Origin of the sequence: Haloarcula sp. CBA1127, assembly GCF_001485575.1 — an archaeon.
Taxonomy (GTDB): Archaea; Halobacteriota; Halobacteria; order Halobacteriales; family Haloarculaceae; genus Haloarcula.
In genome coordinates this window covers 1,497,443-1,520,583 of record NZ_BCNB01000006.1, presented here as the reverse complement: position 1 = coordinate 1,520,583, position 23,141 = coordinate 1,497,443, and the positions used below count along the sequence as shown (strand labels likewise).

Here is a 23,141-nt window from a genome sequence, read left to right as displayed (position 1 = left end):
CTGTGCCGATGGAGCTGGAAGCGCCGTACGCCCTTGGAGGGACATACTACGTCGAGACGGTGTCTGTCGGGAAGCGGACAGACGACGAGACGGTGCGCGATTGCGTGGTCTGTGGCGGCCACGTATACGCCGACGACTGGCATCTCGTCGTCGGAGTACTAGACACGAGCGGCGACCGACAGCATCACCACCACTGTAGCGACGACTGCCTGACCGAGTGGCTCAAGCTCATGACGGCTGCCTGAGCGCCGGTGAGTCCGCGGAGTCTTGACGATGGAGCGCGTCGGGAAAGTATGGACGAGCGCACGGGCGTGTTCAGGGTCTACCGGGTCGTCGATGCGGTCCCGCACATCAATCTGTTCGACACCGATGCAACGCGGCTCTACACCGTGTACCAGTCCGGCTACGGCGAACGACAGCCGGCAGTTGACGACCTCCGGACGGGCGATCTCGTTGAAGCGACGCTGGGCGGCGACCCCGACGACTCGGATGAGGCCTGGTCGCTGCTTTCGTTCGAGCGGCTTGACCGCGTGACGATGGACTTTGCTGTGGATGCCGAAGTCCCGGAAGTGGCGGCTGACCTCTGGGAGCCGGGGCTGGAACGCCCGGCAAGCGCCGTACTCGAAGAAGACGGCGAGCCGGTCGCGGAGTGTTTTGTTCAGCCGCGCGCGCCGCTGCCCGGCGGTACCTTTGTCCCGAGCGTGCTCACCGGCCTCGTGCCGATGGAATCACTGCTGACTGAACTCCCCGGTATCGGCGAACCGCCGACGGACGCTATCTTCATCGACCCCGACGCGCCCGATTCCGACTCGTACTCCCGCCCGTATGGCGTCGCCGTGCTATTCACTGCTGGCGCTGACGACCTACTTACTGAGTTCCGGGAGCGATATGACCTCTCTGCCGACGCGGACAACAGGCCCGAATACGACCCGTACGGGCTGTGAGTCGTCTGCGGGGAGAACGAGCGGCGGGCGCTACATCGTGATAACGAGCGGCACCGGAACGAAACAGAGCATCCCCAGAACGAACGTAAGCAGGCCGACAGCCCAGCGGCCCGGTCCCAGCGGCGTCTCGTCCAGCGGCGTCGCGGACCCGAGCCGGCCGAACACCAGCGCCAGAACCCCCCAGAACGCCCACAGCCCGGCCGCTCGGCCCCCCTCGAAGGCGACGAGATAGCCAGCGAGTCCAAACAGGGCGACAGGGACGGCAAGCTGGACCAGAGACAGTCGGTCACCGAACAGCGACCGGGCGACGTGTGAACCATCGAGTTGGCCGACTGGCAGGAGGTTCAGGAAAGTCACGAACGCCCCCACCCAGCCGCCGATGACGACCGGGTTCGGGAGGAGTTGCGGGTTCGCGTACTCAAGTTGTTCGCCCATGACTGCGGCGATGCCCTGCAACAACAGCGGGTAGCCGAGTTCGATGTTCGTGACGATGCCGCGAGTTACCTCTACCGGTGGGAGCGTCACGCCGATGGCGGTCACGACGACTGTCGCAACGAGACCCGCCAGCGGGCCAGCGACACCGATGTCGAACAGCGCCTTCCGGTCGGGAATGTGGTCGTTCATGCTGATGACCGCACCCAGCGTCCCGAGCACGTTCGGAAACGGCAGGAAGTACGGCAGGCTCGCCTCAACCTCGTGGTACCGGCTCATGACGTAGTGGCCGAACTCGTGAATTGCGAGGATACCCAGTGCGGCCGCGGCGAAAGGCCACGCCTTGAGCATGGCTGTCGGGTCTTCGAGCACGGACAGCCCGTACCAGCGGGTCCCGGCGTACAGCGTCGACAACAGCGTCAGGACGGCGAGCCCGACGTTCAACCACGGGATGCCGTCGACGCCGAGCGACCGCTCGTGGGCAATCAGCACCCATTCGCCCATCTCCCGCTTGAGCGCGACGCGGTACCCGCGCTGACGGAACGCCGGCGCGATGCGATGGATGACCTGTTCGGACTCGGTCAGTGGCTCGCCGTAATACCGGACGCCGTCCTCGGCGGTCCTGTCGATCTCGTACACGTGGAACGTGTCTGCGAGCGTTTCCGGGTCCGGCAACTCCGGCGGCGAGGACTGGGTCGCCATTACCTCTGTTTAGGGTTCGACCCGTTTGAACCTGTTTGCCGTGTCACTCTCGACGTTCAGTGTCGGCCACCCACGGCGGATAATTGTGGACGAGGGAGTCAGTCCGCCACAGCTTCGTCCGACCCGGTCGCCACGCTGGGGTCCTGAATCCAGAGGTCCCCGAAGAGGTCATCCTGCTGGAGTCGGACCTGACCACGGTGAGCTAAAAAGAGCAATCCGAGGAACGTCTCGACGCGAGTCCCACCGGCCGTGTCGACCTCGCGGTACAGCACCTCCTCTCGACCCTGGTCGTACTGCTCGCGGACGGCGTCGTGCACGTCAGCGATGATGTCGTCGATGTTCTCAGCGTGGGCCGTCCCGGTCACGTCAGCGGCCGACGGTTCCTCGTCCAGTCGCATGTCGTCGGCCCCGCGGTAGTCCAGTTCCTGCGTCCCACGGTCGTACCCGCTCGGAGAGTCGCTGGTGTCGTACTCACGTGACTCTTTCCACCACGATTCCCGTTCGGCATCGCGGAGGTCCCGAACGAGTTCATCGAGCGTCTGTGGCATCCCGCGGGCGCGGCGGCGTTCGAGCCGTCGGTCCATCTCCGACTCCAGCGCGGCGAAGGGGTCCGGGTCCTCAATGGGCGCGTCCTCGTGCATCGCCTGCTCCCACGGCTCGGCCGGCTCCTCCTCAGTCTCTCCCTCGCCGAGCATCGCGTCGCTTTTCATCCGAATCAAGACGCTCGCATAGAACAGCGCCCGCCCTGACGTGCGAAGGTCCGCATCGTCGATGCGCTGGAGGAACTTGTCCGTGACCCGCACCACGTCGATGTCCCACGGATCGATTTCGCCGTCGTCGGCGAGCTGGACCAGCACTTCGACCGGTTCGACGTCTTCGTCTCCGTCCTCGTCGCTGCCGGTCGGCTGGTCGTTTCCGGGGTGGTCTTGTGCCGCCGTATCGTCGTCCGCATCGGCGGACTCGCCCAGCAGGGCCGCGGCGTCGCCGGATTCGCCGGGCGGGTCGCGGTCCTCGTGCCCGGTGATGTTGAGCGGGATGTCATCCGCCTGCTCTCCCGGCGCTTCATCGTCTCGCGGCTCCCCGTGGTCGCCGCTTGACTGTTCCGAGCCGCGTGGCGGCTCGCTAGTCATCAGCCGGCACCTCCTCGTCACCATCGCCCTCTCCGCTGAGGTCGATGCCAGTTACGGCGCTCACGTTGTCGCCCTGCATCATTACGCCGATGGCGCGCTCGGACCGCTCCAGCATGGCCGAGCGGTGCGAGACGACGACGAACTGGGCGTCGCCAGCGAGTTCGTCCACCAGTTCACCGACGAGGTCGGCGTTGGCCGCGTCAAGGAAGGCGTCAACCTCGTCAAGCGCGTAGAACGGCGCGGGGTTGTGTCGCTGGATGGCGAAGATGAACGCCAGCGCCGTTAGCGACTTCTCGCCGCCTGACATCGCGTTCAGCCGCTGAATTGGCTTGTCGCCCGGCTGGGCCTTCATCGTCAGTCCGCCCTCGAAGGGGTCGTCCTCGTCTTCGAGGTGCAGGTGACCAGTACCGTTCGAGAGCCGTTCGAAGATGTTCTGGAACTGGTCGTTGATCTCCGTGAACGACTCCATGAACGTCTCCTTCTTGCGCGCCTCGTAGGTGTCGATGCGGTCGCGGATGCCGTCAGCTTCCTCGACCAGTGTCGCCTTCTTGTCTTCGAGTTCCTGCAGGTCGTCGTTGACGCGGTCGTACTCCTCGATAGCCCGCATGTTGACCGGCTCCAGTTTCTCCATCTCCGTTTCCAGCCGGTCAATCTCCTGCTCGACCGTCTCGTGGTCGGGCACGTCCTCGGGGTCGTAGTCGCCGACCTGCGCTTCGAGTTCGTCGATTTCCCACTCCAGACGCTCCTGCGTTTCCTGCTCGGATTCGAGGTCCCGCTCGATTTCGGAGACGGCGGCCTGTTGCTCGTCACGGGCCTCCTTGGCCTCCTGCAGGTCAGCTTTCAGGTCCTCGCGCTCGGACTTGAGTTCGGCCAGCTCCTCTTCGAGGTCAGCAACAGCCTGTTCCTTCTCGCCTTTCAGCTCCTGCTTCTCCGCGACCTTCGTTTCGAGGTCGTCGATTCGCTCCTCGTGGTCGGCCTTGCGGTTCTGTGCCGCCTCAATGTCGTCGTGGAGGTCTTCGATAGCCTCCTCGGCGTACTGCTTCTCTAACTGGTACTCGTTGAGTTCGGCGTCGAGTTCGCCCTGGCGGTCTTCGAGCGTGTCGATGTCGTCCTTAATCGACTCGCGCTGGTCGGTCAGGTCCGGTAGTTCCGAATCCTCGACCTCGGCTTCGAGTTCGTCGATGTCGCGTTGGAGCGCGTCGATCTCTTCGGTCTTCGATTCGATATCGGCCTCCAGTTCGTCCATCTGGTCGGCCACGTCCTCGCGCTCGGCGGCGATCTCTTCGAGGTCGGCTTCCAGTTGCTCGATGCGCTCGCGGGTGTCTTCGAGCGCGGTCTGCTTGCGCTCGATGCTCGTCTCGATATCCCGGACCTGTTCGGTCGCATCGGACTCGCGGTCGCGGGCGTCGTCAAGGCGTTCCTCGACATCACGGAGGTCATCGCGCACGTCAGCGCGCTCGTCTTCGAGTTCGTTGATGCGCGTGGCGACCCGTTCGAGCTTGCCCGCCCCGCCCGAGAAGGAGTAGCGCGTACCCGAGGAGGAGCCACCGGTCATTGCGCCGGACTTCTCGACGAGGTCGCCCTCGAGCGTGACCATCCGGTAGTCGCCCATCAGCTCGCGGGCAGTGTCCATGCTGTCGACGACGACGGTGTCGCCGAGCACGTAGGAAAAGATACCCGCGTACTCGCGGTCGAAGTCCACGAGGTTGTACGCGAAGTCGATGACGCCGTCGGCGCTGGGCAGCGACCCAAGCGAGCGGTTCTGCATCTGCGTGATTGGCAGGAACGTCGCCCGGCCGGCGCTACGGGATTTGAGGTACTCGATACAGCGCTGACCCACGCTGTCGTCGTCGACGACGACGTGGGCGAGCCGCCCGCCAGCCGCCGTCTCACAGGCCATGGCGTACTCGGGGTCGACGCCGCCGAGTTGGCCGACAGTGCCGTGGACGCCGTCCTGACCGGCGTTGAGAATCGCCGTCACCGCGCGGCCGTACGAGGAATCGCCGTCTTCGCCGGCCTTCGCCTCTAGCTGGGCGTACTCCTGCTGTTTCGCGCTGATCTCGTCCTCCAGCTCATCGAGGTCCGACTGGAGTTCGCGCTTCTCGGATCGCAGGTCGTCGACGACCTCGCCGATGGTCGCCTTGTTCTGCTTTGCCTTCTCCAGCTCCGTCTGCAGGTCCTCGATGTCGGCTTCGAGGTCGGGAATCTCGGCTTCGGCTTCCTCGATAGCGGCTCGCTTCTCGTCCTCGGCGTTCGAGCGCCGCCGAGCCTCGTCGAGCAGGCGGTCCTGCTCGCGCTGGAGGTCGTTCTTCTCGCTTTTGAGCGTCTCCAGTCGCGAGCGCTTCTCCTCCAGTTCGTCCTTGACCTCCTGGAACTCCTCGCCGACCTCGTCGATGCGTTGCTGGACCTCCGCGAGTTCGGATTCTTTTTCGGCGATGTCGGCCTTGACATTTGATTTGGCGACTTTCGTCTCACGGATGTCGCTTTCGAGGTCGTCGATGGTTTCTTGCTTGCGGTCGATCTGGACGAACGCCTGCCGGCGCTCGTTTTCAGCGGCCTCGACAGTCTCCTCAGCTGACTCGATCTTGTCCTCCAGCCGGGAAATGTCGCCTTTGATCTCCTCGATCTCGCGCTTGATGGCGAGCTGTTCATCCTCGCCTTTGCGCTCGATTTCCTGGTTGAGTTCATGGAGTTCGTCTTCCAGTCGGATGACCGCTCCCTGGCGCTCGTCGAGTTCCGTCTGGAGTTCGGTGAGTTCGCTTTCGAGTTCGTCGATGGCTTCCGCAACGGCCGCAAGTTCCTCGCGCTTGTCTTCGAGTTCGGCAGCCTTGCGGTACCCCTCGTACTCCTCTTTCTCGTCACGGAGGTCTTGATATTTGAGCGCCGTCTCCCGCTCGTCTTCGAGCTGATCGAGGCGGTCCTGTTTTTCCTCGATGCGGAGTTCAGCCTCGTCGATGCGCTCTTGCACGACCTCCAGCTCGTCGAAGGCGTCGGCCTTCTTCGCGTCGAACTGGGCGACCCCGGCGATCTCGTCGATGATCTCCCGACGGGAGCCGGCGGTCATATTGATGATCTCGGTCACGTCGCCCTGCATGACGACGTTGTATCCTTCTGGCGTCACGCCAGCCTGCGCGAGCAGATCCTGAATGTCCGAAAGGTTGACCGAGCGACCGTTGATGTAGTAGTAGGAGTAGTAGTTGTCCTCGGTCTCTTTGACGCGGCGCTTGATCGCGATCTCGTCCACGTCACCCACATCTTCGGTGCCGGCGGCGTTGACGACCTGTGAACGTGACAGCGTCCGGTCGTCGTTTGCCAGAATCACCTCGACGCTGGCCTGGCGTTCGCCGTCGTACTCGGCGTCTTCGTCGGCGTGGCCGGGGTTGTAGATGAGGTCGGTGAGTTTCTCGGCGCGGATACCCGAGGTGCGAGCAAGTCCAAGTGCAAACAGAATCGCGTCGATGATGTTGGACTTACCCGAGCCGTTCGGGCCGCTGATAGTAGTGAAATCTTCGTAGAACGGGATTCGGGTCTTGCGTCCGAAGCTCTTGAAATTGTCGAGGACGAGCTCTTTGATATGCATGCGGTGGTGTGGCCGACAGCCCTACGCGACGATGATGTCGGACTCCGAGTCCTCTTCGGTCTCGGTCTCCGACGCGGCCTCGGCTTCCTCCCTGTTATCAATCTCGTTGGTATCCTCAGTGTTAGGTGTGTCGGCCTCCGTCGAAGTGGCGGCCGATTCCTCCGAGTCGGGCTCGTCAGCGCTGAATCCGTTGTCCTCATCGACGCTGGCTTCGAGTTCCCGGATGCGGACCTTGCATTCGACGAGTTCGTCGGTCAGTCCTTCGACCGACGCTTCCAGTTCTCTGACGCGCGTTTCGAGTTCCTCGACTCGGTTGCCGCACATATCCGTAACCCAGCCATTGTGGACACTTATACCTACGTCAGACATTGGCAGTCCGAGTGATACGTCCGCTCCGGTGGGCCGAGTCCGCCCCGACACTGTACAGGGTCGTTAGCCTTTAGCCACGCGCCACCGAATCCCGGACAATGACTGCGCAAGCGTCCGAAGCCCGCGAACTCGCGGCCGTCATCGGGCTGGAAGTCCACGTCCAGCTTGAGACGGAGACGAAGATCTTCTGTGGCTGTTCGACCGACGTGGCAGATGCCGAACCCAACACCCACACCTGTCCGGTGTGTCTGGGCCTTCCCGGCGCGCTCCCGGTGGTCAACGAGGGAGCAGTCGAGGCCGCCGTGAAAGTCGGCAAGGCTATCGATGCCGACATCCCGGAGGAAACCACCTTCCACCGGAAGAACTACTACTACCCCGACCTCCCGAAGAACTTCCAGATAACGCAGTACGACTCGCCTATCTGTCAGGACGGGGAACTCGAATTCTCCGTCGAGAGCGAGCGCCGCAGCGTCGACATCCGCCGGGCACACCTCGAAGAGGACCCCGGCTCGATCAAACACGTCCGTGAGGGGTCAGGTCCACTCGAATCCCGGACCTGTTCCATCGAGCGCGCGGACTACACGCTCATCGACTACAACCGCGCCGGGACGCCGCTGATGGAGATTGTCACGGAACCGGACTTCCGCGCGCCGGGCGAGGTCCGGTCGTTCCTCGAAAAACTCGAAGAGGTGCTTGAGTATCTGGGCGTGTTCGACGCGACCCGAGACGGCAGTCTCCGCATCGACGCGAACCTCTCAATGGTCGACGCCAGCGAAGTTGGCGAGGACGGTGACATCGACAAGTCTGTCCTCGAAGACGCCAACCGTACCGAGGTCAAGAACATCTCAAGCCACAAGGGCGCGGAGCAGGCGCTCTCCTTCGAAGCGTCGCGCCAGCGAAAACTCATCCAGTCAGGGCGCGCCGTCGAACAGGAGACCCGTCACTTCAACGAAACGCACGGCAACACGGTGTCGATGCGCTCGAAGGAGGAGGAGAAGGACTACCGCTACTTCCGGGAGGCCGACCTGCCGCCGCTTCGGGTCAGCCACTGGAAGGACGAGGTGCCGATTCCGGAACTCCCCGACGCCCGCCGCGAGCGGTTTGTCGAGGAGTACGGGCTCAGCGAAGAAGCCGCCTCGAAGCTCACGAGCACGAAACAGGTCGCGGACTTCTTCGAGGACGTGACCGAGCGCTTCGACGCCGACCTGGCCGCGACGTGGGTCGCCGACAACCTGCTTGGCGAACTGAACTACCGCGACATGGCCATCACCGACATTGACGACCGCTTCGATGAGGTGACCCAGCTCGTGGCACTCGTCGCCGAGGACGAAATTACGGCCAAAAACGCCCATGAGACTGTGCTCCGAGAGATGCTCGATACGGGCGACGACCCCGACACCGTCGTTGATCGCGAGGGACTGGGCAAGACCTCCGGCGACGAGGTCCAACAGGCTGTCGTGGAAGCTATCGACGAGAATCCCGACGCCGTTGAAGACTACCACAGCGGCGAGGGCGGCGCAATCAACTTCCTCGTCGGACAGGTCATGCAAAAGACCGGCGGGAGCGCCGACCCCGGCGACGTGAACGGGCTGCTTCGCGAGGAGTTGGAGAGCTAAGACAGCGTCCTACTCGGTCTGCGCGGCGCAGTGGTGAGTCTGCATTGTCGCAGTCACTGCTGTGGCCAGTCGGCTGGCAGTTCATCAGCGTGGTTCTCGAGCAGGTCGAGCATCGGTTCGATTTCGTCGAATCGCTGGCCTCGCGATACTTCATCGGCCGCTCGGTCCCAGTCGATATATGCCAGACTGGCCAGACGCGGCAGGTCGTCGTGGCGGAGTTCGGTTTCGGTGTTTCTGGCCCCGGCACTTCTGGGCAGAAAGTCCACAATCGGCCGTGGACTACTCTGTTTCAACATGAACAGAATCATTCGTCGACGGCGGGTAAACAACGCCTCGAACACCCGGTCCATCCCTGGGTCCCATATCACGTCCGGGATAGAAGTTTCCATCCTGTAACAAGAGACATACTATTGATGATAAATGTCACGATACCGCCGTTTCCTTGCCGAATCGATCCTGAATCGTACAGGTGCAGTTGATCTGAGAGGCCGGTCCGATAGCCGCTACGCTGCACTGCGTCCTACGATTCGCTCGACGCGTTCGACTCGACGCTCTCACGCCGCTCGCTCGGGATTATCGCAGGGTCCTTCCACAGCAGCGTGACGAAGATCGCAGCGGCGAGCGCTTCGAGAGTCTTGATAGCTGATTCGGTCGGTTCAGTGTTGAAATGGTCTAGTATCAACAACGTGGTACTCCCGCCGTGGTGTCCGCCGCTACCGGACGACGGTGCGGAGAACCCCTCGACGAGGAAGGCACCGTGCCCAGTGGCGTGCCAGAACACCCAGCCGGCGATGGACGCGACCATGAGGATCGTTCCGGCGATATAGGCGTTCCGCAGGCCGATGACGCCACGGGTGATGAGATACGGGCCGGCGAGCAACACCGCGGCGAAGGCGACAAACAGGAACGGGCGGGGGTCTGGCGGGAGCCCCCGGCCGAACAGTCCCTCTATCGCTTGCGCGTAGATAATGCTTCGCGGGAGTCCCCACCAGAGGTGAAACGCCGCCGTCGCAAAGACGAGTGCGGCGGCGGTTCCGCGGAGGAGTTTGGTCGTCCGGCGATCCATACCGACAGTCGGGGTGGCAGTGGCAAGAGTGCATCGAAGTGATGAGTGAGGCCAAGGCTGCCTAACTGCGTTGGACCGCTGCCGAAGTGGTAATGGGGCTACCTCCGCGCGAGCGCGAGCGGCCCCGCAAGCGCCCGCACACCCGCGCTGTCGCCTGATTTTCCCGAAAGCCTTTAGAATAACTGACTCCGTAGCGACGAGTAATGATAGAGACAGGTGGTGTCTGATGCGGCTGATTATCACCGAGAAAGACAACGCTGCCCGCCGCATCGCGGAGATCCTCTCCGAGGGGAGCGCGTCCGCGAGCAGGCAAAACGGCGTCAACGTCTATCGGTGGGGGAACACCCGCGTCGTCGGCCTCTCCGGGCACGTCGTCGGCGTCGACTTCCCCGAGGAGTACAACGACTGGCGCGACGTGGAGCCGGTCGAACTCATCGACGCCGACGTGACGAAGGAACCGACGCAGGAGAACATCGTCACCACGCTCAAGCAACTGGCACGCGAGGCTGACGAGGCGACCATCGCGACTGACTACGACCGCGAGGGGGAACTCATCGGGAAGGAGGCCTACGAGCTCATCCGCGAGGAGACCGGCGTGCCCGTCGACCGCGTGCGCTTTTCCTCGATCACCGAACGGGAGGTCCGGGACGCCTTCGCCAACCCCGACGACATCGACTTCGACCTGGCGGCCGCCGGCGAGGCCCGCCAGATTATCGACCTGGTGTGGGGCGCAGCACTCACTCGCTTCCTCTCGCTGTCGGCCCGGCAACTCGGCGACGACTTCATCTCCGTGGGCCGGGTCCAATCGCCGACGCTGAAACTCATTGTCGACCGCGAGCGTGAGATTCAGGCCTTCGACCCCGAGGACTACTGGGAAATCTTCGCCGACCTCCAGAAGAACGGGTCGGGCTTCGAGGCCCAGTACTTCTACGACGACGACGGGAAGGAGGCCGAGCGGGTCTGGGTCGAGGACGACGCCGACGACGCCTATGCTGACTTGACGAGCGTCGACGCGGCGACCGTGACAAGCGTCCGCCGCCGGACCCGCACCGACAGCCCGCCGACGCCATTCAACACCACCGCCTTCATCTCCGCCGCGAGTTCGCTGGGCTATTCCGCACAGCAGGCGATGTCCATCGCCGAAGAACTGTACACCACCGGTTACATCACCTACCCGCGAACGGACAACACGGTTTACCCGGACGACCTCGAAGAGGACGCCCTGCTCGATGAGTTCGTCGGAGCCGGACACTTCGGCGAGGACGCCGAGGCCCTGCTGGAGCAGGACGACATCACCGCCACCGAGGGCGACGAGGAGACTACCGACCACCCGCCCATTCACCCGACGGGCGAGATTCCGCCGAAGGCCGACCTGTCGGACGACGAGTGGGAGATCTACGAACTGGTCGTCCGGCGCTTCTTCGCGACAGTCGCCGAGGCCGCCACGTGGGAACACCTCCGCGTCGTGGCCGACGCCGGCGGCCGCTCGCTGAAAGCCAACGGCAAGCGCCTGGTCGAACCGGGCTACCACGAGGTGTACCCCTACTCCAGCGCCAGCGAGAACCACGTCCCTGACGTGGAGGAAGGCGAAAAACTGGCCATCTCCGAGGTGCGGATGGAGGCCAAGCAGACCCAGCCGCCGCGTCGCTACGGCCAGTCCCGGCTCATCCAGACGATGGAGGACAAAGGGCTTGGGACGAAATCGACCCGCCACAACTCCATCGAGAAACTGTACGACCGCGGCTACATCGAGGGCGACCCACCCCGCCCGACGACGCTGGCGATGGCCGTCGTCGAAGCCGCCGAAGAGTTCGCTGACCACGTCGTCAGCGACGAGATGACCGCCCAGCTAGAGGCTGACATGACCGCCATCGCCAACGGCGAGGCAACGCTCGACGACGTGGCCGACGAGTCCCGCGAGATGCTCAAGCGGGTGTTCGATGAACTGCGCGACTCCCGCGAGGAGATCGGCGAGCATCTTCAAGAGTCGTTGAAAGCCGACAAGACGCTCGGCCCCTGTCCGAAATGCGGCGAGGACATGCTGGTCCGGCGCTCGCGCCAGGGGTCGTACTTCGTCGGGTGTGACGGCTTCCCCGAGTGTCGAAACACGCTCCCGCTCCCGTCGACGGGCGAGCCGCAAGTGCTCGAAGAGCACTGCGAAGAACACGATATGCACCACGTCAAGATGCTCGCCGGCCGGGACACGTTTGTCCACGGCTGTCCCCGCTGTGAGGCCGAGAAGGCCGACGAGAGCGAGGACGAGGTTATCGGGCCATGCCCGGAGTGTGGCTCGGAACACGACGGCGACCTCGCAATCAAACACCTCCGCTCGGGCTCCCGGCTGGTCGGCTGCACGCGCTACCCCGACTGTGACTACTCGCTGCCGCTGCCACGCAACGGCGAAATCTCGGTGACCGAGGCGTTTTGCGAGGAACACGACCTGCCGGAACTGGTCATCGACGCCGACAGCGACGACCCCTGGGAACTTGGCTGTCCCATATGTAACTACGAGGAGTATCAGGCCCGCACCGCCGTTGAGGACTTAGAAGATCTGAACGGTATCGGCTCGGCGACCGCCGAAAAGCTCGGCGACGCCGGCGTCGACTCGCTGGCGGCGCTCCGGGAAGCCGACCCCGACATCGTCGCGACCGAGGTGCAGGGCGTCAGCGCCACACAGGTCCGGGACTGGCAGGACGAACTGGAAGCCTGAGGGGGCCGCCCGGTCAGTCGGTGACGAACGTCACGCCGTCACAGACCGGACACTCGACGGCGTCCGCGGTGTCGGCTGTGACTGTGTCGACAGCACCGTAGACGACCGCGTGCGTTAGCGGCTCGGGTATCTGGCGCTCACAGAGCGGACACTCAACGACGCCCGCTCGCAGTCGGTCTCGCTCGATGCTGTGGCCAGTAGTCACAACTGGAGGTGAGACGTGGAACTCGGGCCGTCGTCGTCATCAATACCACCCTCGTGGGCGAACGTATAGTCGTCGTCCGTGAGGAACACGTCGCCATGGGTTTCCGAAATTTCGATGCCGGGGAGCGTCGTCCCCGCGGCGTCGCCGTTGTCGCAGCCGCCGTCACAGGCGTCGAACAGCGACCCATGTCGGGGGCAGATGAGCTGGTCACCGCGCATCGGGACGCCCCGCCCGGTGTCGAACCGCTGTGCCTCGTGCGTACATCGGTTCACCCACGCCTCAACGCCGTCCTCGCAGGGAACGAGAACGACTTCTTCGAGGTCGCCGTAGGGGTCTTCGGCGGTGAACAGCCACGACCCGTCCTCGTGGACCGTCTCGACTGTCGTTAATCGCTGCACGACTGGCGCGTTAGGTTGCCGCCAGTATCAGCGTTACCGTGGGAAGGTATCGCTGTGAGTTTACTCGCCGGTCTCCGCGGCGATGAGACGCACCAGCGCAGTGACGAACACCTCGAACAGTCGCCAGACCAGCACGCAACTGACGACGAGCACGGCAAGGACGATGGCGACCAGCCAGAGGAGAAGGCCGTACTGCAACGCAGTGAGCAGTCCTGCCACCAGTCCGACGACGAACCCGCCGATGAAGAGGCCGCCGGAAGCCTGGAGACAGCGGCGTTGCCAGCGGTCAAACGCCAGCGCGTCCTCAGCACCCAACAGCGATGGCAAGGCGATGCCGAGTCCGGCACCGCCCAGCGCGAGGATGAAGAAGACGCTGCCGAACAGATACGAAAGTCCGCGGACGAAGCCGTCATCGGATGCCGACGCTGTCGGCATCGTCGAAAACGAGTACAGCACTGCCACCGTCACGACAGCACCCGTAAAAACGAGCACGCCCCGGATGGCAGTGACGACGTACCGGCGTTTGTCCGCTGTCATTGTCTGACTATTGTAACATAGTCGTCATAAATCTTCGGAGACGTATATATCCGGAGCCAACATCAGTCAGGCTGTCCGGGCAAGGCTGTCAGCGTGACCCACTGTGGTCGGTGTATCCGAAGCGGTTATACGGCCACGCGCAAGTCTGGCAGGTATGAGCGACTGGGCGGACTGGGACCACATCGTGAAGATAGACCCCGACAAGACGCTGGTCGATGGAGAGACGTTCGAAGACGTCGCGGCGACGGGGACTGACGCCATCGAAGTCGGCGGGACCACCGGGATGACAGAGGAGAAGATGAAGCGGGTTGTCGACGCCTGCGGGAAACACGACATCCCCGTGTATATCGAGCCGTCCAACCCCGCGTCTGTCGTCCACAGCGACCGTCACGACGGCTATCTTGTGCCGGTCGTGATGAACGCCGGCGACGTGACCTGGATCACCGGCGCGCACAAGGAGTGGATACGTATCGACGACGATATCGACTGGTCGCGGACCTTCACCGAGGCCTACATCGTCATGAACCCGGAGGCGTCGGTGGCATCTTACACGCAGGCCAACTGCGACCTCGACGCGGACGACGTGGCCGCCTACGCCGAAGCCGCAGAACACTTGCTGGGACAGGAAATCGTCTACGTGGAGTACTCGGGGATGCTCGGCGACCCCGATATCGTCGCCGCCGCTGCGGACATCCTTGACGACGCGACGCTGTTCTATGGCGGTGGCATCCACGACTACGAGTCCGCCCGCACGATGGCACAGCACGCCGATACCATCGTCGTCGGGGACCTCGTCCACGACGAAGGCGTCGATGCAGTGCGGGAGACGGTGAAAGGCGCGAAAGACGCGACGGCGACAGTCCGGTAGCTAGAACGCCAGCCGTTCGAGCAGCCGACCGACGACGCCGCCTGGGTGGCGTTTCGTGTCTACTTCCATCGACGCGTGGTCACTGTCCTGAATTGCTGACTGCGTGGTCCCGATACCGTTTGACGTACGGGCCGAAAGCCCACCGTTGCTTGCGTGGATCAGGAGCGTTCTATCATTGTCAGCCGCGTCTATCGCCGCTGGAAGGTCGCCTCGGTCGACGAAGCTTCGATCTGTCGGGATGTCACAGAGGTCCAGCAGGTCGTCGTGGTACGCTTCGAGTTGCTGGCGTTCCTCGGCCGACTGGCGCTCGTCGAGCGGGTAGAGGAACTGGAGGTCGGCCCCGGTCGCTGTCGCGACAGCGTTCCCGACGCGGACTTTCAGTGGGTCGTACGGGCCATGGGTCGTGACCAGCGTGATCGTTTCCAGCGCGTCGAGCGGCTGTGCGTCGACGGCGATGGTATCGCAGTCGGTCTGTTTCCGAATGCGGTCGATACTGTCGCCCAGCAGCGAGTCCTCGAACGACGCGCCACGTTCCACTAAGAGCACATCGACGCCGCGCTCTTCGACAGCGTTGGCGACGGCCCGCTCAGGATGGTGGCTGACGAGTTCGCCGTACTCGACAGGGGTATCGAGGGCAGCCGCCAGCGCGTCGGTCCGACACTCGAATTCGAGGTCGTCTGGGGACTGCACGCCGGAGGCGTAATCGAGGGGCTGCTGGTCGGGCACTTCGTCGAACTGGACGACAGAGAGGCTGCTGCCGGTGGGCGAAAGCGCGGCCCCGACTTCAAGCAGTGTCGCTTCGCTCTGCCGCGAAGCGCCTTCAGGGAGCGCGACAAGGACGGAGGTTTCCGCCGTCTCGTCGAGCGTTTCCTCGGTCCGGTTGAGCGCGCGGTCGCCGATACTCCGGCGGACGGATTCCTTGATCGCGCCCTCTCTGGTGACTCGCGGTCGGACGTAGCCCAGATACCAGATGACGCTGCCGACGACGATGCCGATGGCCCCGACGATCGCAATAAGGCCCATCTGCGTCAGCAGGGCGAAACCAGTTAGGGTGCCGAATATCGGCGTCCACGGGTACAGCGGAACCTCGAAGGAGGGGTCGTAGTCGGGAGCGTCGCTCTCACGGAAGCCAATGAGCGCGACGTTGATGAGCGCGAACACAAGGATCTTGAACGCGCTCGCGAGCTTTGCGATTTCCAGAATCGGAACGAAGAGGATGAGGAGCAACATGACGCCGCCGGTCAGCGTGATGGCAGTCACCGGCGTGCCGAAGCGGTCGCTGACCGTACTGAACAGGTCGGGCGCGAGCCCGTCACGGCTCATGGCGAACGGGTAGCGCGACGAGGAGAGGATACCGGCGTTGGCCGTGCTGACCAGCGCCAGAATCGCCGCCAGAACGACGGCCGCGACGCCAGCGGTACCGAGCGTTGCCTCGGCTGCATCAGCGATGGGCGTCGTGCTGCCGGCGAGCTGGTCGAGCGGAATGACGCCGACGACGACGGCGACGACGAGTACGTACAGCAGCGTGGTGAAGGCGAGCGAGCCCAGCATCCCGAGCGGGATGACGCGGTCCGGGTCCTCGACCTCCTCAGCGATAGAGGCGATTTTCGTCACGCCAGCGAAGGAGACAAACACGAGGCCGGTCGCGGCGAAGATGCCTTCGACGCCGTACTCCCACATCCCGCCGTACGTCGCGGTGTTGACTGCCGGCCCGCCGCCGGCGACGAACCAGCCGATCGCCACGAGCATGACTGCGACGATGCCGATCTGGAGTCGGCCGGTCTGTTCCGCGCCGAGGATGTTGACGAAGACGAGAACGACGGCGAGCGTGATCGCAACCGGACGGATCGGCAGGTCGAAGAGAAGGACGAGGTACGGCACACCGCCGACGAGCGCGAGCGCACCCTTGAACGAGAGGGAAAACCACGTTCCAAGTCCCGAAACTGTGCCCAGCAGCGGCCCCATCGACCGCTCGATGTAGACGTATGTGCCGCCGGCCTCCGGCATGGCTGTCGCCATTTCGGCCTTGCTGAGTGCGGCGGGAAGCACAAGCACGCCTGCGAGCAGGTAGGCGGCGATGATGCCGGCTCCGGCGTCTTTCACCGCCAGCGCCGGCAGGATAAAGATGCCACTGCCGACCATCGCGCCGATAGATATCGCTACCACTGACAGCAGTCCGAGGTCGCGTTCCAGATCCTTGGCCATTGTTACGCGGTTTCGGGCGTCTGAAGTGTCGTTGCAACAGCGCGTTCCAGTTCGGTCGCCAAGACCTGCGAGCCACAGATCACCGTCGAGCCAGCCGACTCGAACGCCGATCGATGCTGTGGATCATTGAGCACGACGACCACAGTTTCGACATCGAACTGCGTCCGAAGCAGTTGTGTCACGAGGAACGCCCCGTGGTCCGTCTGCATCGAGATCAGGGCGGCATCGGCCGTTTCGGCCCCGGCGTCCTGAAGAACAGCACGCTCCCGCCCGTCACCGACTACCACGCGGGTGTCGTCGGGCGTTTGCCCGGCAACGCCGTCGTGGTCGGTGACGAGACAGGCATCGGTGCTTTGGTCTAACGTCGTTACTACCTCAGACCCGACGTGCCGGTCGCTGATGACCAGTACCGACGGGGGGTCGATGTCGTCATCCACTCGCTCGCGGAGTGCGGTAAGAGATATCATTGGGTTCGTAGCGGCCGGAGCGACCCGGCCGGTACGCACTCCTTAGTTCCGGAAGCCGATAAATATCTAGCAAATAGTTCTGATTCCGGACTATTATGATTATATAATCAATATTCGGAAGATTATATTAGTTAGTGTCTGCATCAGCATCGTCGTGCCCGAACTGGTGGAACGGCCGGGTGTACTCGTTCCGAATGAGGTCTTCGTCGACGACCTCCAGTCCGATATCGTTGAGGTCCCTGCCAATGCGGCTCAGGTCGTTTCCATCAGTTCCAACGACCTCGACGTGGACGTTGTCGGCCCCGGTCATGACCTCCCGGATGGCGACGACGCCGGACACGTCGAGTGCCCGCTGTGCGACCTCCTCGCGCTCGTGGATCGGTGCCGTACAGACGATGAGCGTATGGAGCTGATACCCCGCGGCCTCGTAATCGACATCGACATTGTAGCCGGCGATAACACCGGCCTCTTCGAGCTTTGTGATGCGATTCCGAACAGTTCGTGCGGAGACGTCGAGCGACTCGGCGATCTCACTCGCTGACGTGTGTCTCGCATCCTGCTGGAGCGCGTATATGATGTTCCGGTCCAGGTCGTCGATAGGGTACTCCGCGTCGGCCATGTCGGCTGTTTTGACGGCTACCAGTACAAAGGTTCAGGATATTGTACCGGAGGCTGTGGTATCGCCCGACTGTTCTCGACACGCAGCTGTGGCTCGCCAGCAACACAGGGACCCGCTGTGCGAATTCGAGGCACAGACGCTGCTGTGTCTCAGGGAAGCGCCGACTGTTCGGTGAGTGTCACGGTTACCGACGGGTGATATGCGACCCAGTCTGCGTTCTCGCCGGTGCGGTAGGAGAGCGGAACTTCGTCAAAGTAGCCCTGTAGCGTGTACGCGCCAGCAGATGATACCCGCCGCCCGTCGAGTTCATACTGCCGCTGAATAGATTCAGCAGCTGCCAGTGTTCCGGTGAGTGGGGCATTATCTTTACTCGCCCCGTTTGGCCGTACCTCGACGGTATCTGCCTCCGCATACTCGTCAGCCAGCAGTAGAATGTCAGCAGACACCGACTCTCCCCCAGAATCCAGTCCTAACACCCCGAGTGGCCAGACGCCGGTGTTCTTGATGATAACGTCCTGTGTCCCAGTATTCCGAAGCGTTATGTCCAGTCGGCCGGGGCTTTCGATCGCTATGTTTCGGTCGACTGCTGTCACGTCGAGCGCGAGCGGGTGCGAATCATCTCCGGTTTCCACGCTGGAGATCGTGTACTCGGGCTCACCCAAACAGCCGGCGAGCCCGGACAGTGCTGCCGTCGACACGGCCAGATATTGGCGGCGATTCACGCGTCCACCTCCCCAGCGTGTGCGGAGCCGTCAGTCAGTCTCATGAAGATATCCTCGACTGTCGCGTCAGACGAAAGGTCACAGGTGTCTCGGAGCGCCGGCAGGGTCCCTTCGGCAATGAGATCCCCCTCATAGAGAATCCCGACGCGGTCACAGACTAGATCGACTTGCCCAAGAACGTGACTGGAGAAGAACACCGTCGCACCGCGTTCGGACTCCGCTTCCACAACATCTCGTACCAGCGCGACACCGTGGGGGTCAAGCCCGGTGAACGGCTCGTCGAGAATCAGGAGGTCCGGCTCCCCGACGAGACTCATCGCGAGTGCCAACCGCTGTTCCATCCCCTGTGAGAACTCGCCGGCGGGCCTTTCGATGGCGTCGGCCAGTCCGACGCGCTCAAGCAGCGCCCGCGGGGCGTCGTCCGCACGCTTCGTATCGATCACCAGTTCGAGATGCCGCCGCGCGGACAGCGACTCGTAGGTCTCGAAACGGTCGGGGCAGATACCAACGCGCTGATGACAGGCAACGACATCGTTCCACGGGTCGTGGCCGAGAACGCGCGCTGTCCCCGACGTTGGTTTGATGTAGTCCATCAGCAGGTTGATCGTGGTCGACTTGCCGGCGCCGTTCGGGCCGAGGAAGCCGTACACCTCGCCCTGTGCAACAGTCATGTTCAGTTCATCGAGCGCAACAACGTCGCCGTACTGTTTCGAAAGGCCATCAGTCTCGATTGCCGGTGGCGTCATGCGAGGTCACCTCGGTTGAATCGATAGCTGGCCAGTGCTAGCGGGACGACTCCCCAGAGAAGTAATACGACGAGAGCGAGTGGTTCGTGAAGGTAGACCGGGACTGGCTGTCCACTGAAGGCTGCGTCAACGACGTACGCGTTGACCGAGTGCCCGGGATACAGTACCGTGGCGACTGACGTGTACTGGTCACCGGAGTTCGCCAGTCCGAGTATCCAGTTCGTCACAGTTCGGTACGCTCGACCCGGCGAAATCCGAAGGATAGCGAACAAGAGACTGTCAGCTGGCGGGTTGAGCGGATTCACTGCGTTCCCGGTCACAGCTGAGTAGAGACGGACACCAACGATTTTCCACCCAAGTGTCAAAAACAGAAAGAAACCGCCGAAGAGTACGGCGGTCACACGGACTGTGCTAGTCGTCACTGCCGATGCTGCTGTTGCGATCGACACGAGCACAGCGATGTACAGTACCGTCACCAGAAACACGCCGATGAAACGCAGCGGGGAGAACAGCCCGAACTTGAAACCGCCAATCACGCCGAGAACAACTGTTGAAACGGCAAATGGTACCACAGCGCCGACGCTCCGACCGAAGACTTTGCCGATGAGAATGTCAGTCCGCGTGAGTGGCAGCCCCAGCAGGAATTTCAGACTGCCCGACGTGCGCTCCTGGATAATCGACCGATAGGTCAGTAACAGCACACAGAGTGGGAGGAGGAACGACCCGGCTACCTGCACGAACCCGACCGTAACGTCCGGGCCAAGGGTATCCCAACTGATGTAGGTTGGTCCATACCCCCAGACGACGAGCAGGGGTGCAAGTATCCAGGTGCCTTTCGATTTGAGTAACGTGGTTGCCTCTTTCCGTGCAACGGGGAACCATCGGGGGAGGGCCATACGGTCGGGTTTGAAAGTGTATTATATAAAACACACTGTAAACTGTTGCTATGTTTAAGCGAAAACGGGCTATCGCTTCGGTCGGACCTGAGCGGTACTATGTCCTTTTTAAAACCAACCGTGGTCTGCGAGCGACCTTCCCTCGCCTCGAAAGACTGTTCTTAAGTTACGGCCACAAGAACGAACAGCCATGGAAAACCGAACCTACACGGCGGACGCAGCGCCGGGTGACACGGTCACCGTCGCCGGCTGGGTCCACGAGATCCGAGACCTCGGTGGTATTGCCTTCCTTATCCTTCGAGACACCACCGGAAAGATACAGGTCAAGTTCGAGAAAGACGAGATGGACGACGACCTCGTGGAAACGGGGCTGAACGTCCAGCGCGAGTCGGTCATCTCGGTGACCGGCGACGTCGAAGAGGAGCCGCGCGCGCCGACCGGTGTCGAAGTCACGCCGGAGTCTGTCGACGTGATTTCGGAGGCCGATCCCGAACTGCCGCTTGACCCGTCGGGCAAGGTCGACGCCGAACTGCCGACCCGTCTCGACAACCGGACGCTCGACCTCCGCAAGGACGAGGTGAAGGCCATCTTCGAGATCCGCGCGGAGGTCCTCCGGTCGGTCCGCGAGGCGTTCCGCGATATCAACTGCACGGAGATCAACACGCCGAAGATCGTCGCCACGGGGACCGAAGGCGGCACCGAGCTGTTCCCGATCACGTACTTCGGCCAAGAAGCGTTCATGAACCAGAGCCCGCAGCTGTTCAAGCAGCTGATGGTCGGCTCCGGCCTCGAACGCGTCTTCGAAATCGGCCCGATCTTCCGCGCCGAAGAGCACAACACGCCGCGGCACCTCAACGAGGCGACCTCCATTGACTTCGAGTCGGCGTTCTACGACCACACCGAGGCGATGGACGCCTGCGAACACGTCGTCCAGTCCGCCTACGAGGGCGTCGCCGAGAACTGTCAGGACCAGCTCGAAGCGCTCGGTCTTGAAGACGAGTTCGCGGCTCCTGAGGGCGACTTCCCGCGACTCACCTACGAGGAAGCGCTCGACAAAATCAACGCCACCGGCGAACTCGACGAGCCGCTGGTGTGGGGCGACGACCTCTCGACGGAGGCCGAGCACGTCCTCGGGCAGGAAGTCGGCGAGCACTACTTCATCACGGACTGGCCCAGCGAGATCAAGCCGTTCTACATCAAGGACCACGACGACGACGAAGAGGTCTCGACCGGCTTCGACATGATGCACCCGTCGATGGAACTGGTCTCTGGTGGCCAGCGTGAGCACCGCTTTGACCACCTCGTCGAAGGGTTCGAACAGCAGGGCCTGGACCCGGAAGCCTTCGAGTACTACACCAAGATGTTCAAGTACGGTATGCCGCCACACGCCGGCTGGGGCCTCGGCGGCGAGCGCCTCATCATGACGATGCTCGGGCTGGAGAACATCCGGGAAGCGGTGCTGTTCCCGCGAGACAGACAGCGACTCTCTCCGTAGAGTCGCACTGTCTCGCAGCGGTTCGAGACCGGCAGCGTCTGTCGCCATAGGCGACGACGCGACTGCCGAGCGGGAGCTTGTCACGAGCGAAGCGAAGTGACAGTGTTCCCGCGAGATCGTCAGCGACTCTCTCCGTAGAAAGCGAGGGTCTGACCCCGGGGAAGAACCTCGCCCTGTCTCGCAGTGATTCAATTTTGCCAAGCGTAGAGTGTCAGAGGTGGACAGCCACAGGGCTGCACACCGGACTGACACGACGACGGAGGGCCGACCTGTCCCAGACTAGGCGTTTGCCGCTGCCTGCTTCAGAATCTGTGGGGCGACCACAACTTCGAGGACAGCGATACCGAGTGCAACATACCGTATCGTTCCCTCAAGAAAGAGGAACGCGACAGCCGCGACAACCGTAGCGCTGAGCAGTGGGATACCGTAGCGAATGGCCGGGTTTTCGAATGGGGAGGGCATACAGACTAGTCACTTGGGCAACATAACTTATTTTTTCTGCATCTGCTGCTGTGCGGGCAGGGATAGAGAGCGGCCAGAATACACGGCCAAGGATACGCGAGCAGGAGGATACTTCCCACGTCTCGATGCGCTACTCAGTCATCTGCGGGCGCAGCGCCGCCGGAGCCGATGCCCATCCCAGACCCTGAGACGGTGCCCTCGTTGGCGGCGACCCAGCGCAGGAGCAGGAACGCGAATACGTACTTTGCGAGGATGTCCAGACCGGAGTAACCCCACGAGGTGACGCCGACGCTCAGGAGGGCAACGCCCTCGGAGCCCAGCGCCCACAGAATCGGGTAGCCCAGCCACAGCACCACGGTGAGAATCTTGAGCGTCCCGAATATCTCGCTCGTTCCGGCGGCCTCTGCGTCGGCCGGCCACTGGACGAGCAGGACGTACAGGACCGCGACGAAGAACGCACAGCTGATGCCGTAAAACACCCAGCGGAGGAGGTGCGAGGAGGTGATGAGCGCGGCGGCGAGGCCGGTCACACACATCCCGATGTCCATCGTGATTGCGGTGAACAGCGACGCAATGTCGGTGTCAGCCAGCAGGCCCAGCGCCAGGAGAATCATCGGTGTCGAGAACGTCCACGTCAGGTAGCGGCCCCACGGTGACAGGACCTCCTGCCCGGCGAGGGCGTGGCCCGGTGGCATCTGCAGAAAGCCGACTGTCAGCCCGGAAGCGAGGCCAGCGTAGCTGGAAATCGAGACCAGCGGCACCAGCATCGTCGCGACCCAGATGAGTTTCGCGCGGGGCGATTCGATGTCACGACCCATCGCGACGAACAGGAGGATGACGACGCCCGCCAGCGCGATGTTCACCCAGATCGATGAGTTCAGGAGGAAATTCGACTGTAGCTCCTGTAACACGTCTGACTGTGTCGCCTGAAGCACTGTCGTTGCAGTGGTACTGGCAGCTGTCATGTATACT

The 23,141-nt window shown here is 62.8% G+C and carries 23 protein-coding genes; 6 read left to right on the top strand and 17 right to left on the bottom strand.

Translation table 11 applies throughout. From position 1 onward, the window contains the following. Positions 1–8: 8 nt before the first annotated feature. Together AV059_RS12300 and AV059_RS12295 are read left to right on the top strand one after the other, a co-directional pair. Complete coding sequence (locus tag AV059_RS12300) at positions 9–245, top strand: hypothetical protein (protein ID WP_058994781.1); 237 nt, start codon at positions 9–11, stop codon at positions 243–245. Positions 246–293: 48 nt separating this feature from the next. Then, positions 294–944 carry a hypothetical protein gene (locus tag AV059_RS12295; RefSeq protein WP_058994780.1) on the top strand — a complete coding sequence of 217 codons (651 nt, stop codon included), beginning with the start codon at positions 294–296 and terminating at the stop codon, positions 942–944. A 30-nt stretch (positions 945–974) separates the two neighbouring features. Here the strand turns inward: AV059_RS12295 and AV059_RS12290 are convergent, their stop codons facing one another. The 4 genes from AV059_RS12290 to AV059_RS12275 all read right to left on the bottom strand — a co-directional run bounded on the left by AV059_RS12290 (position 975) and on the right by AV059_RS12275 (position 7,112). After that, on the bottom strand, positions 975–2,078 hold the full coding sequence (locus AV059_RS12290; RefSeq protein ID WP_058994778.1) for a site-2 protease family protein: 1,104 nt from the start codon (positions 2,076–2,078) through the stop codon (positions 975–977). A gap of 98 nt (positions 2,079–2,176) precedes the next feature. Next, positions 2,177–3,208: a ScpA family protein gene (locus tag AV059_RS12285; RefSeq protein ID WP_058994776.1), complete on the bottom strand. Its 1,032-nt coding sequence runs from the start codon at positions 3,206–3,208 to the stop codon at positions 2,177–2,179. After that, the gene (gene smc / locus AV059_RS12280; protein ID WP_058994775.1) at positions 3,201–6,788 is read right to left on the bottom strand and encodes a chromosome segregation protein SMC; all 3,588 of its coding nucleotides are present in this window, start codon (positions 6,786–6,788) and stop codon (positions 3,201–3,203) included. The genes AV059_RS12285 and smc overlap by 8 nt, the downstream gene beginning before the upstream one ends. 21 nt (positions 6,789–6,809) lie before the next feature. Beyond that, a complete protein-coding gene (locus AV059_RS12275) occupies positions 6,810–7,112 on the bottom strand; it encodes a hypothetical protein (protein ID WP_004957526.1) in 303 nt (100 codons plus the stop codon). A 143-nt stretch (positions 7,113–7,255) separates the two neighbouring features. Between AV059_RS12275 and gatB the strand changes: the two genes are divergently transcribed. Next, on the top strand, positions 7,256–8,773 hold the full coding sequence (gatB, locus tag AV059_RS12270) for an Asp-tRNA(Asn)/Glu-tRNA(Gln) amidotransferase subunit GatB (protein ID WP_058994773.1): 1,518 nt from the start codon (positions 7,256–7,258) through the stop codon (positions 8,771–8,773). Positions 8,774–8,826: 53 nt separating this feature from the next. On the opposite strand, the gene AV059_RS12265 is transcribed toward gatB, so the two are convergent. Both AV059_RS12265 and AV059_RS12260 read right to left on the bottom strand, forming a co-directional pair. Then, the gene (locus AV059_RS12265; protein WP_058997593.1) at positions 8,827–9,123 is read right to left on the bottom strand and encodes a hypothetical protein; all 297 of its coding nucleotides are present in this window, start codon (positions 9,121–9,123) and stop codon (positions 8,827–8,829) included. Between the two features lie 170 nt (positions 9,124–9,293). Beyond that, complete coding sequence (locus AV059_RS12260; RefSeq protein ID WP_058994771.1) at positions 9,294–9,839, bottom strand: hypothetical protein; 546 nt, start codon at positions 9,837–9,839, stop codon at positions 9,294–9,296. Between the two features lie 226 nt (positions 9,840–10,065). Between AV059_RS12260 and AV059_RS12255 the strand changes: the two genes are divergently transcribed. Beyond that, positions 10,066–12,549 carry a DNA topoisomerase I gene (locus tag AV059_RS12255; RefSeq protein WP_058994769.1) on the top strand — a complete coding sequence of 828 codons (2,484 nt, stop codon included), beginning with the start codon at positions 10,066–10,068 and terminating at the stop codon, positions 12,547–12,549. A gap of 13 nt (positions 12,550–12,562) precedes the next feature. Here the strand turns inward: AV059_RS12255 and AV059_RS12250 are convergent, their stop codons facing one another. Genes AV059_RS12250 through AV059_RS12240 form a run of 3 tightly spaced genes read right to left on the bottom strand, consistent with a single transcriptional unit; the run spans position 12,563 to position 13,689 of the window. Continuing rightward, positions 12,563–12,754, bottom strand: a complete 192-nt coding sequence (locus AV059_RS12250) for a hypothetical protein (protein WP_058994768.1) — start codon at positions 12,752–12,754, stop codon at positions 12,563–12,565. Then, the gene (locus tag AV059_RS12245) at positions 12,751–13,152 is read right to left on the bottom strand and encodes a Rieske 2Fe-2S domain-containing protein (RefSeq protein ID WP_058994765.1); all 402 of its coding nucleotides are present in this window, start codon (positions 13,150–13,152) and stop codon (positions 12,751–12,753) included. Before AV059_RS12245 ends, AV059_RS12250 begins: the two co-directional genes overlap by 4 nt. Before the next feature lie 60 nt (positions 13,153–13,212). Beyond that, positions 13,213–13,689 carry a hypothetical protein gene (locus AV059_RS12240; RefSeq protein ID WP_058994763.1) on the bottom strand — a complete coding sequence of 159 codons (477 nt, stop codon included), beginning with the start codon at positions 13,687–13,689 and terminating at the stop codon, positions 13,213–13,215. Between the two features lie 154 nt (positions 13,690–13,843). Here AV059_RS12240 and AV059_RS12235 point away from each other — a divergent pair, with 154 nt between their 5' ends. Then, positions 13,844–14,557, top strand: a complete 714-nt coding sequence (locus tag AV059_RS12235; RefSeq protein ID WP_058994760.1) for a phosphoglycerol geranylgeranyltransferase — start codon at positions 13,844–13,846, stop codon at positions 14,555–14,557. Here AV059_RS12235 and AV059_RS12230 read toward each other — a convergent pair whose 3' ends face one another. From AV059_RS12230 to AV059_RS12205, 6 genes are all read right to left on the bottom strand, one after another. Further along, the gene (locus AV059_RS12230; RefSeq protein WP_058994758.1) at positions 14,558–16,762 is read right to left on the bottom strand and encodes an APC family permease; all 2,205 of its coding nucleotides are present in this window, start codon (positions 16,760–16,762) and stop codon (positions 14,558–14,560) included. A 2-nt stretch (positions 16,763–16,764) separates the two neighbouring features. Further along, positions 16,765–17,229 (bottom strand): NAD-binding protein, encoded by a 465-nt coding sequence (locus AV059_RS12225; protein WP_058997592.1) that lies wholly within the window; start codon positions 17,227–17,229, stop codon positions 16,765–16,767. Between the two features lie 127 nt (positions 17,230–17,356). Next, a complete protein-coding gene (locus AV059_RS12220) occupies positions 17,357–17,848 on the bottom strand; it encodes an Lrp/AsnC family transcriptional regulator (RefSeq protein ID WP_058994756.1) in 492 nt (163 codons plus the stop codon). Positions 17,849–17,997: 149 nt separating this feature from the next. Further along, positions 17,998–18,570 carry a hypothetical protein gene (locus AV059_RS12215; RefSeq protein WP_058994754.1) on the bottom strand — a complete coding sequence of 191 codons (573 nt, stop codon included), beginning with the start codon at positions 18,568–18,570 and terminating at the stop codon, positions 17,998–18,000. Further along, a complete protein-coding gene (locus AV059_RS12210; RefSeq protein ID WP_058994752.1) occupies positions 18,567–19,316 on the bottom strand; it encodes an ABC transporter ATP-binding protein in 750 nt (249 codons plus the stop codon). The genes AV059_RS12215 and AV059_RS12210 overlap by 4 nt, the downstream gene beginning before the upstream one ends. Further along, positions 19,313–20,212 carry an ABC transporter permease gene (locus AV059_RS12205; RefSeq protein WP_058994750.1) on the bottom strand — a complete coding sequence of 300 codons (900 nt, stop codon included), beginning with the start codon at positions 20,210–20,212 and terminating at the stop codon, positions 19,313–19,315. The genes AV059_RS12210 and AV059_RS12205 overlap by 4 nt, the downstream gene beginning before the upstream one ends. A 190-nt stretch (positions 20,213–20,402) precedes the next feature. Between AV059_RS12205 and aspS the strand changes: the two genes are divergently transcribed. Further along, entirely contained in the window at positions 20,403–21,707 is a 1,305-nt protein-coding gene (gene aspS, locus AV059_RS12200; RefSeq protein ID WP_058994747.1) for an aspartate--tRNA(Asn) ligase, read from the top strand. Positions 21,708–21,986: 279 nt separating this feature from the next. Here aspS and AV059_RS12195 read toward each other — a convergent pair whose 3' ends face one another. Together AV059_RS12195 and hop are read right to left on the bottom strand one after the other, a co-directional pair. Further along, entirely contained in the window at positions 21,987–22,169 is a 183-nt protein-coding gene (locus AV059_RS12195) for a hypothetical protein (RefSeq protein ID WP_058994745.1), read from the bottom strand. 134 nt (positions 22,170–22,303) lie between these two features. Further along, positions 22,304–23,134, bottom strand: coding sequence for a halorhodopsin (gene hop, locus AV059_RS12190; protein ID WP_058994743.1), 831 nt, complete (start codon positions 23,132–23,134; stop codon positions 22,304–22,306). Positions 23,135–23,141 lie beyond the last annotated feature (7 nt).

Bases quoted from the DNA above. Each gene is read 5' to 3' on its own strand.
- AV059_RS12300 (WP_058994781.1), top strand. From the start codon at position 9: ATGGAGCTGGAAGCGCCGTACGCCCTTGGAGGGACATACTACGTCGAG.
- AV059_RS12295 (WP_058994780.1), top strand. From the start codon at position 294: ATGGACGAGCGCACGGGCGTGTTCAGGGTCTACCGGGTCGTCGATGCG.
- AV059_RS12290 (WP_058994778.1), bottom strand. From the start codon at position 2,078: ATGGCGACCCAGTCCTCGCCGCCGGAGTTGCCGGACCCGGAAACGCTC.
- AV059_RS12285 (WP_058994776.1), bottom strand. From the start codon at position 3,208: ATGACTAGCGAGCCGCCACGCGGCTCGGAACAGTCAAGCGGCGACCAC.
- smc (WP_058994775.1), bottom strand. From the start codon at position 6,788: ATGCATATCAAAGAGCTCGTCCTCGACAATTTCAAGAGCTTCGGACGC.
- AV059_RS12275 (WP_004957526.1), bottom strand. From the start codon at position 7,112: ATGTGCGGCAACCGAGTCGAGGAACTCGAAACGCGCGTCAGAGAACTG.
- gatB (WP_058994773.1), top strand. From the start codon at position 7,256: ATGACTGCGCAAGCGTCCGAAGCCCGCGAACTCGCGGCCGTCATCGGG.
- AV059_RS12265 (WP_058997593.1), bottom strand. From the start codon at position 9,123: ATGGACCGGGTGTTCGAGGCGTTGTTTACCCGCCGTCGACGAATGATT.
- AV059_RS12260 (WP_058994771.1), bottom strand. From the start codon at position 9,839: ATGGATCGCCGGACGACCAAACTCCTCCGCGGAACCGCCGCCGCACTC.
- AV059_RS12255 (WP_058994769.1), top strand. From the start codon at position 10,066: ATGCGGCTGATTATCACCGAGAAAGACAACGCTGCCCGCCGCATCGCG.
- AV059_RS12240 (WP_058994763.1), bottom strand. From the start codon at position 13,689: ATGACAGCGGACAAACGCCGGTACGTCGTCACTGCCATCCGGGGCGTG.
- AV059_RS12235 (WP_058994760.1), top strand. From the start codon at position 13,844: ATGAGCGACTGGGCGGACTGGGACCACATCGTGAAGATAGACCCCGAC.
- AV059_RS12230 (WP_058994758.1), bottom strand. From the start codon at position 16,762: ATGGCCAAGGATCTGGAACGCGACCTCGGACTGCTGTCAGTGGTAGCG.
- AV059_RS12225 (WP_058997592.1), bottom strand. From the start codon at position 17,229: ATGATATCTCTTACCGCACTCCGCGAGCGAGTGGATGACGACATCGAC.
- AV059_RS12220 (WP_058994756.1), bottom strand. From the start codon at position 17,848: ATGGCCGACGCGGAGTACCCTATCGACGACCTGGACCGGAACATCATA.
- AV059_RS12210 (WP_058994752.1), bottom strand. From the start codon at position 19,316: ATGACGCCACCGGCAATCGAGACTGATGGCCTTTCGAAACAGTACGGC.
- AV059_RS12205 (WP_058994750.1), bottom strand. From the start codon at position 20,212: ATGGCCCTCCCCCGATGGTTCCCCGTTGCACGGAAAGAGGCAACCACG.
- aspS (WP_058994747.1), top strand. From the start codon at position 20,403: ATGGAAAACCGAACCTACACGGCGGACGCAGCGCCGGGTGACACGGTC.
- AV059_RS12195 (WP_058994745.1), bottom strand. From the start codon at position 22,169: ATGCCCTCCCCATTCGAAAACCCGGCCATTCGCTACGGTATCCCACTG.
- hop (WP_058994743.1), bottom strand. From the start codon at position 23,134: ATGACAGCTGCCAGTACCACTGCAACGACAGTGCTTCAGGCGACACAG.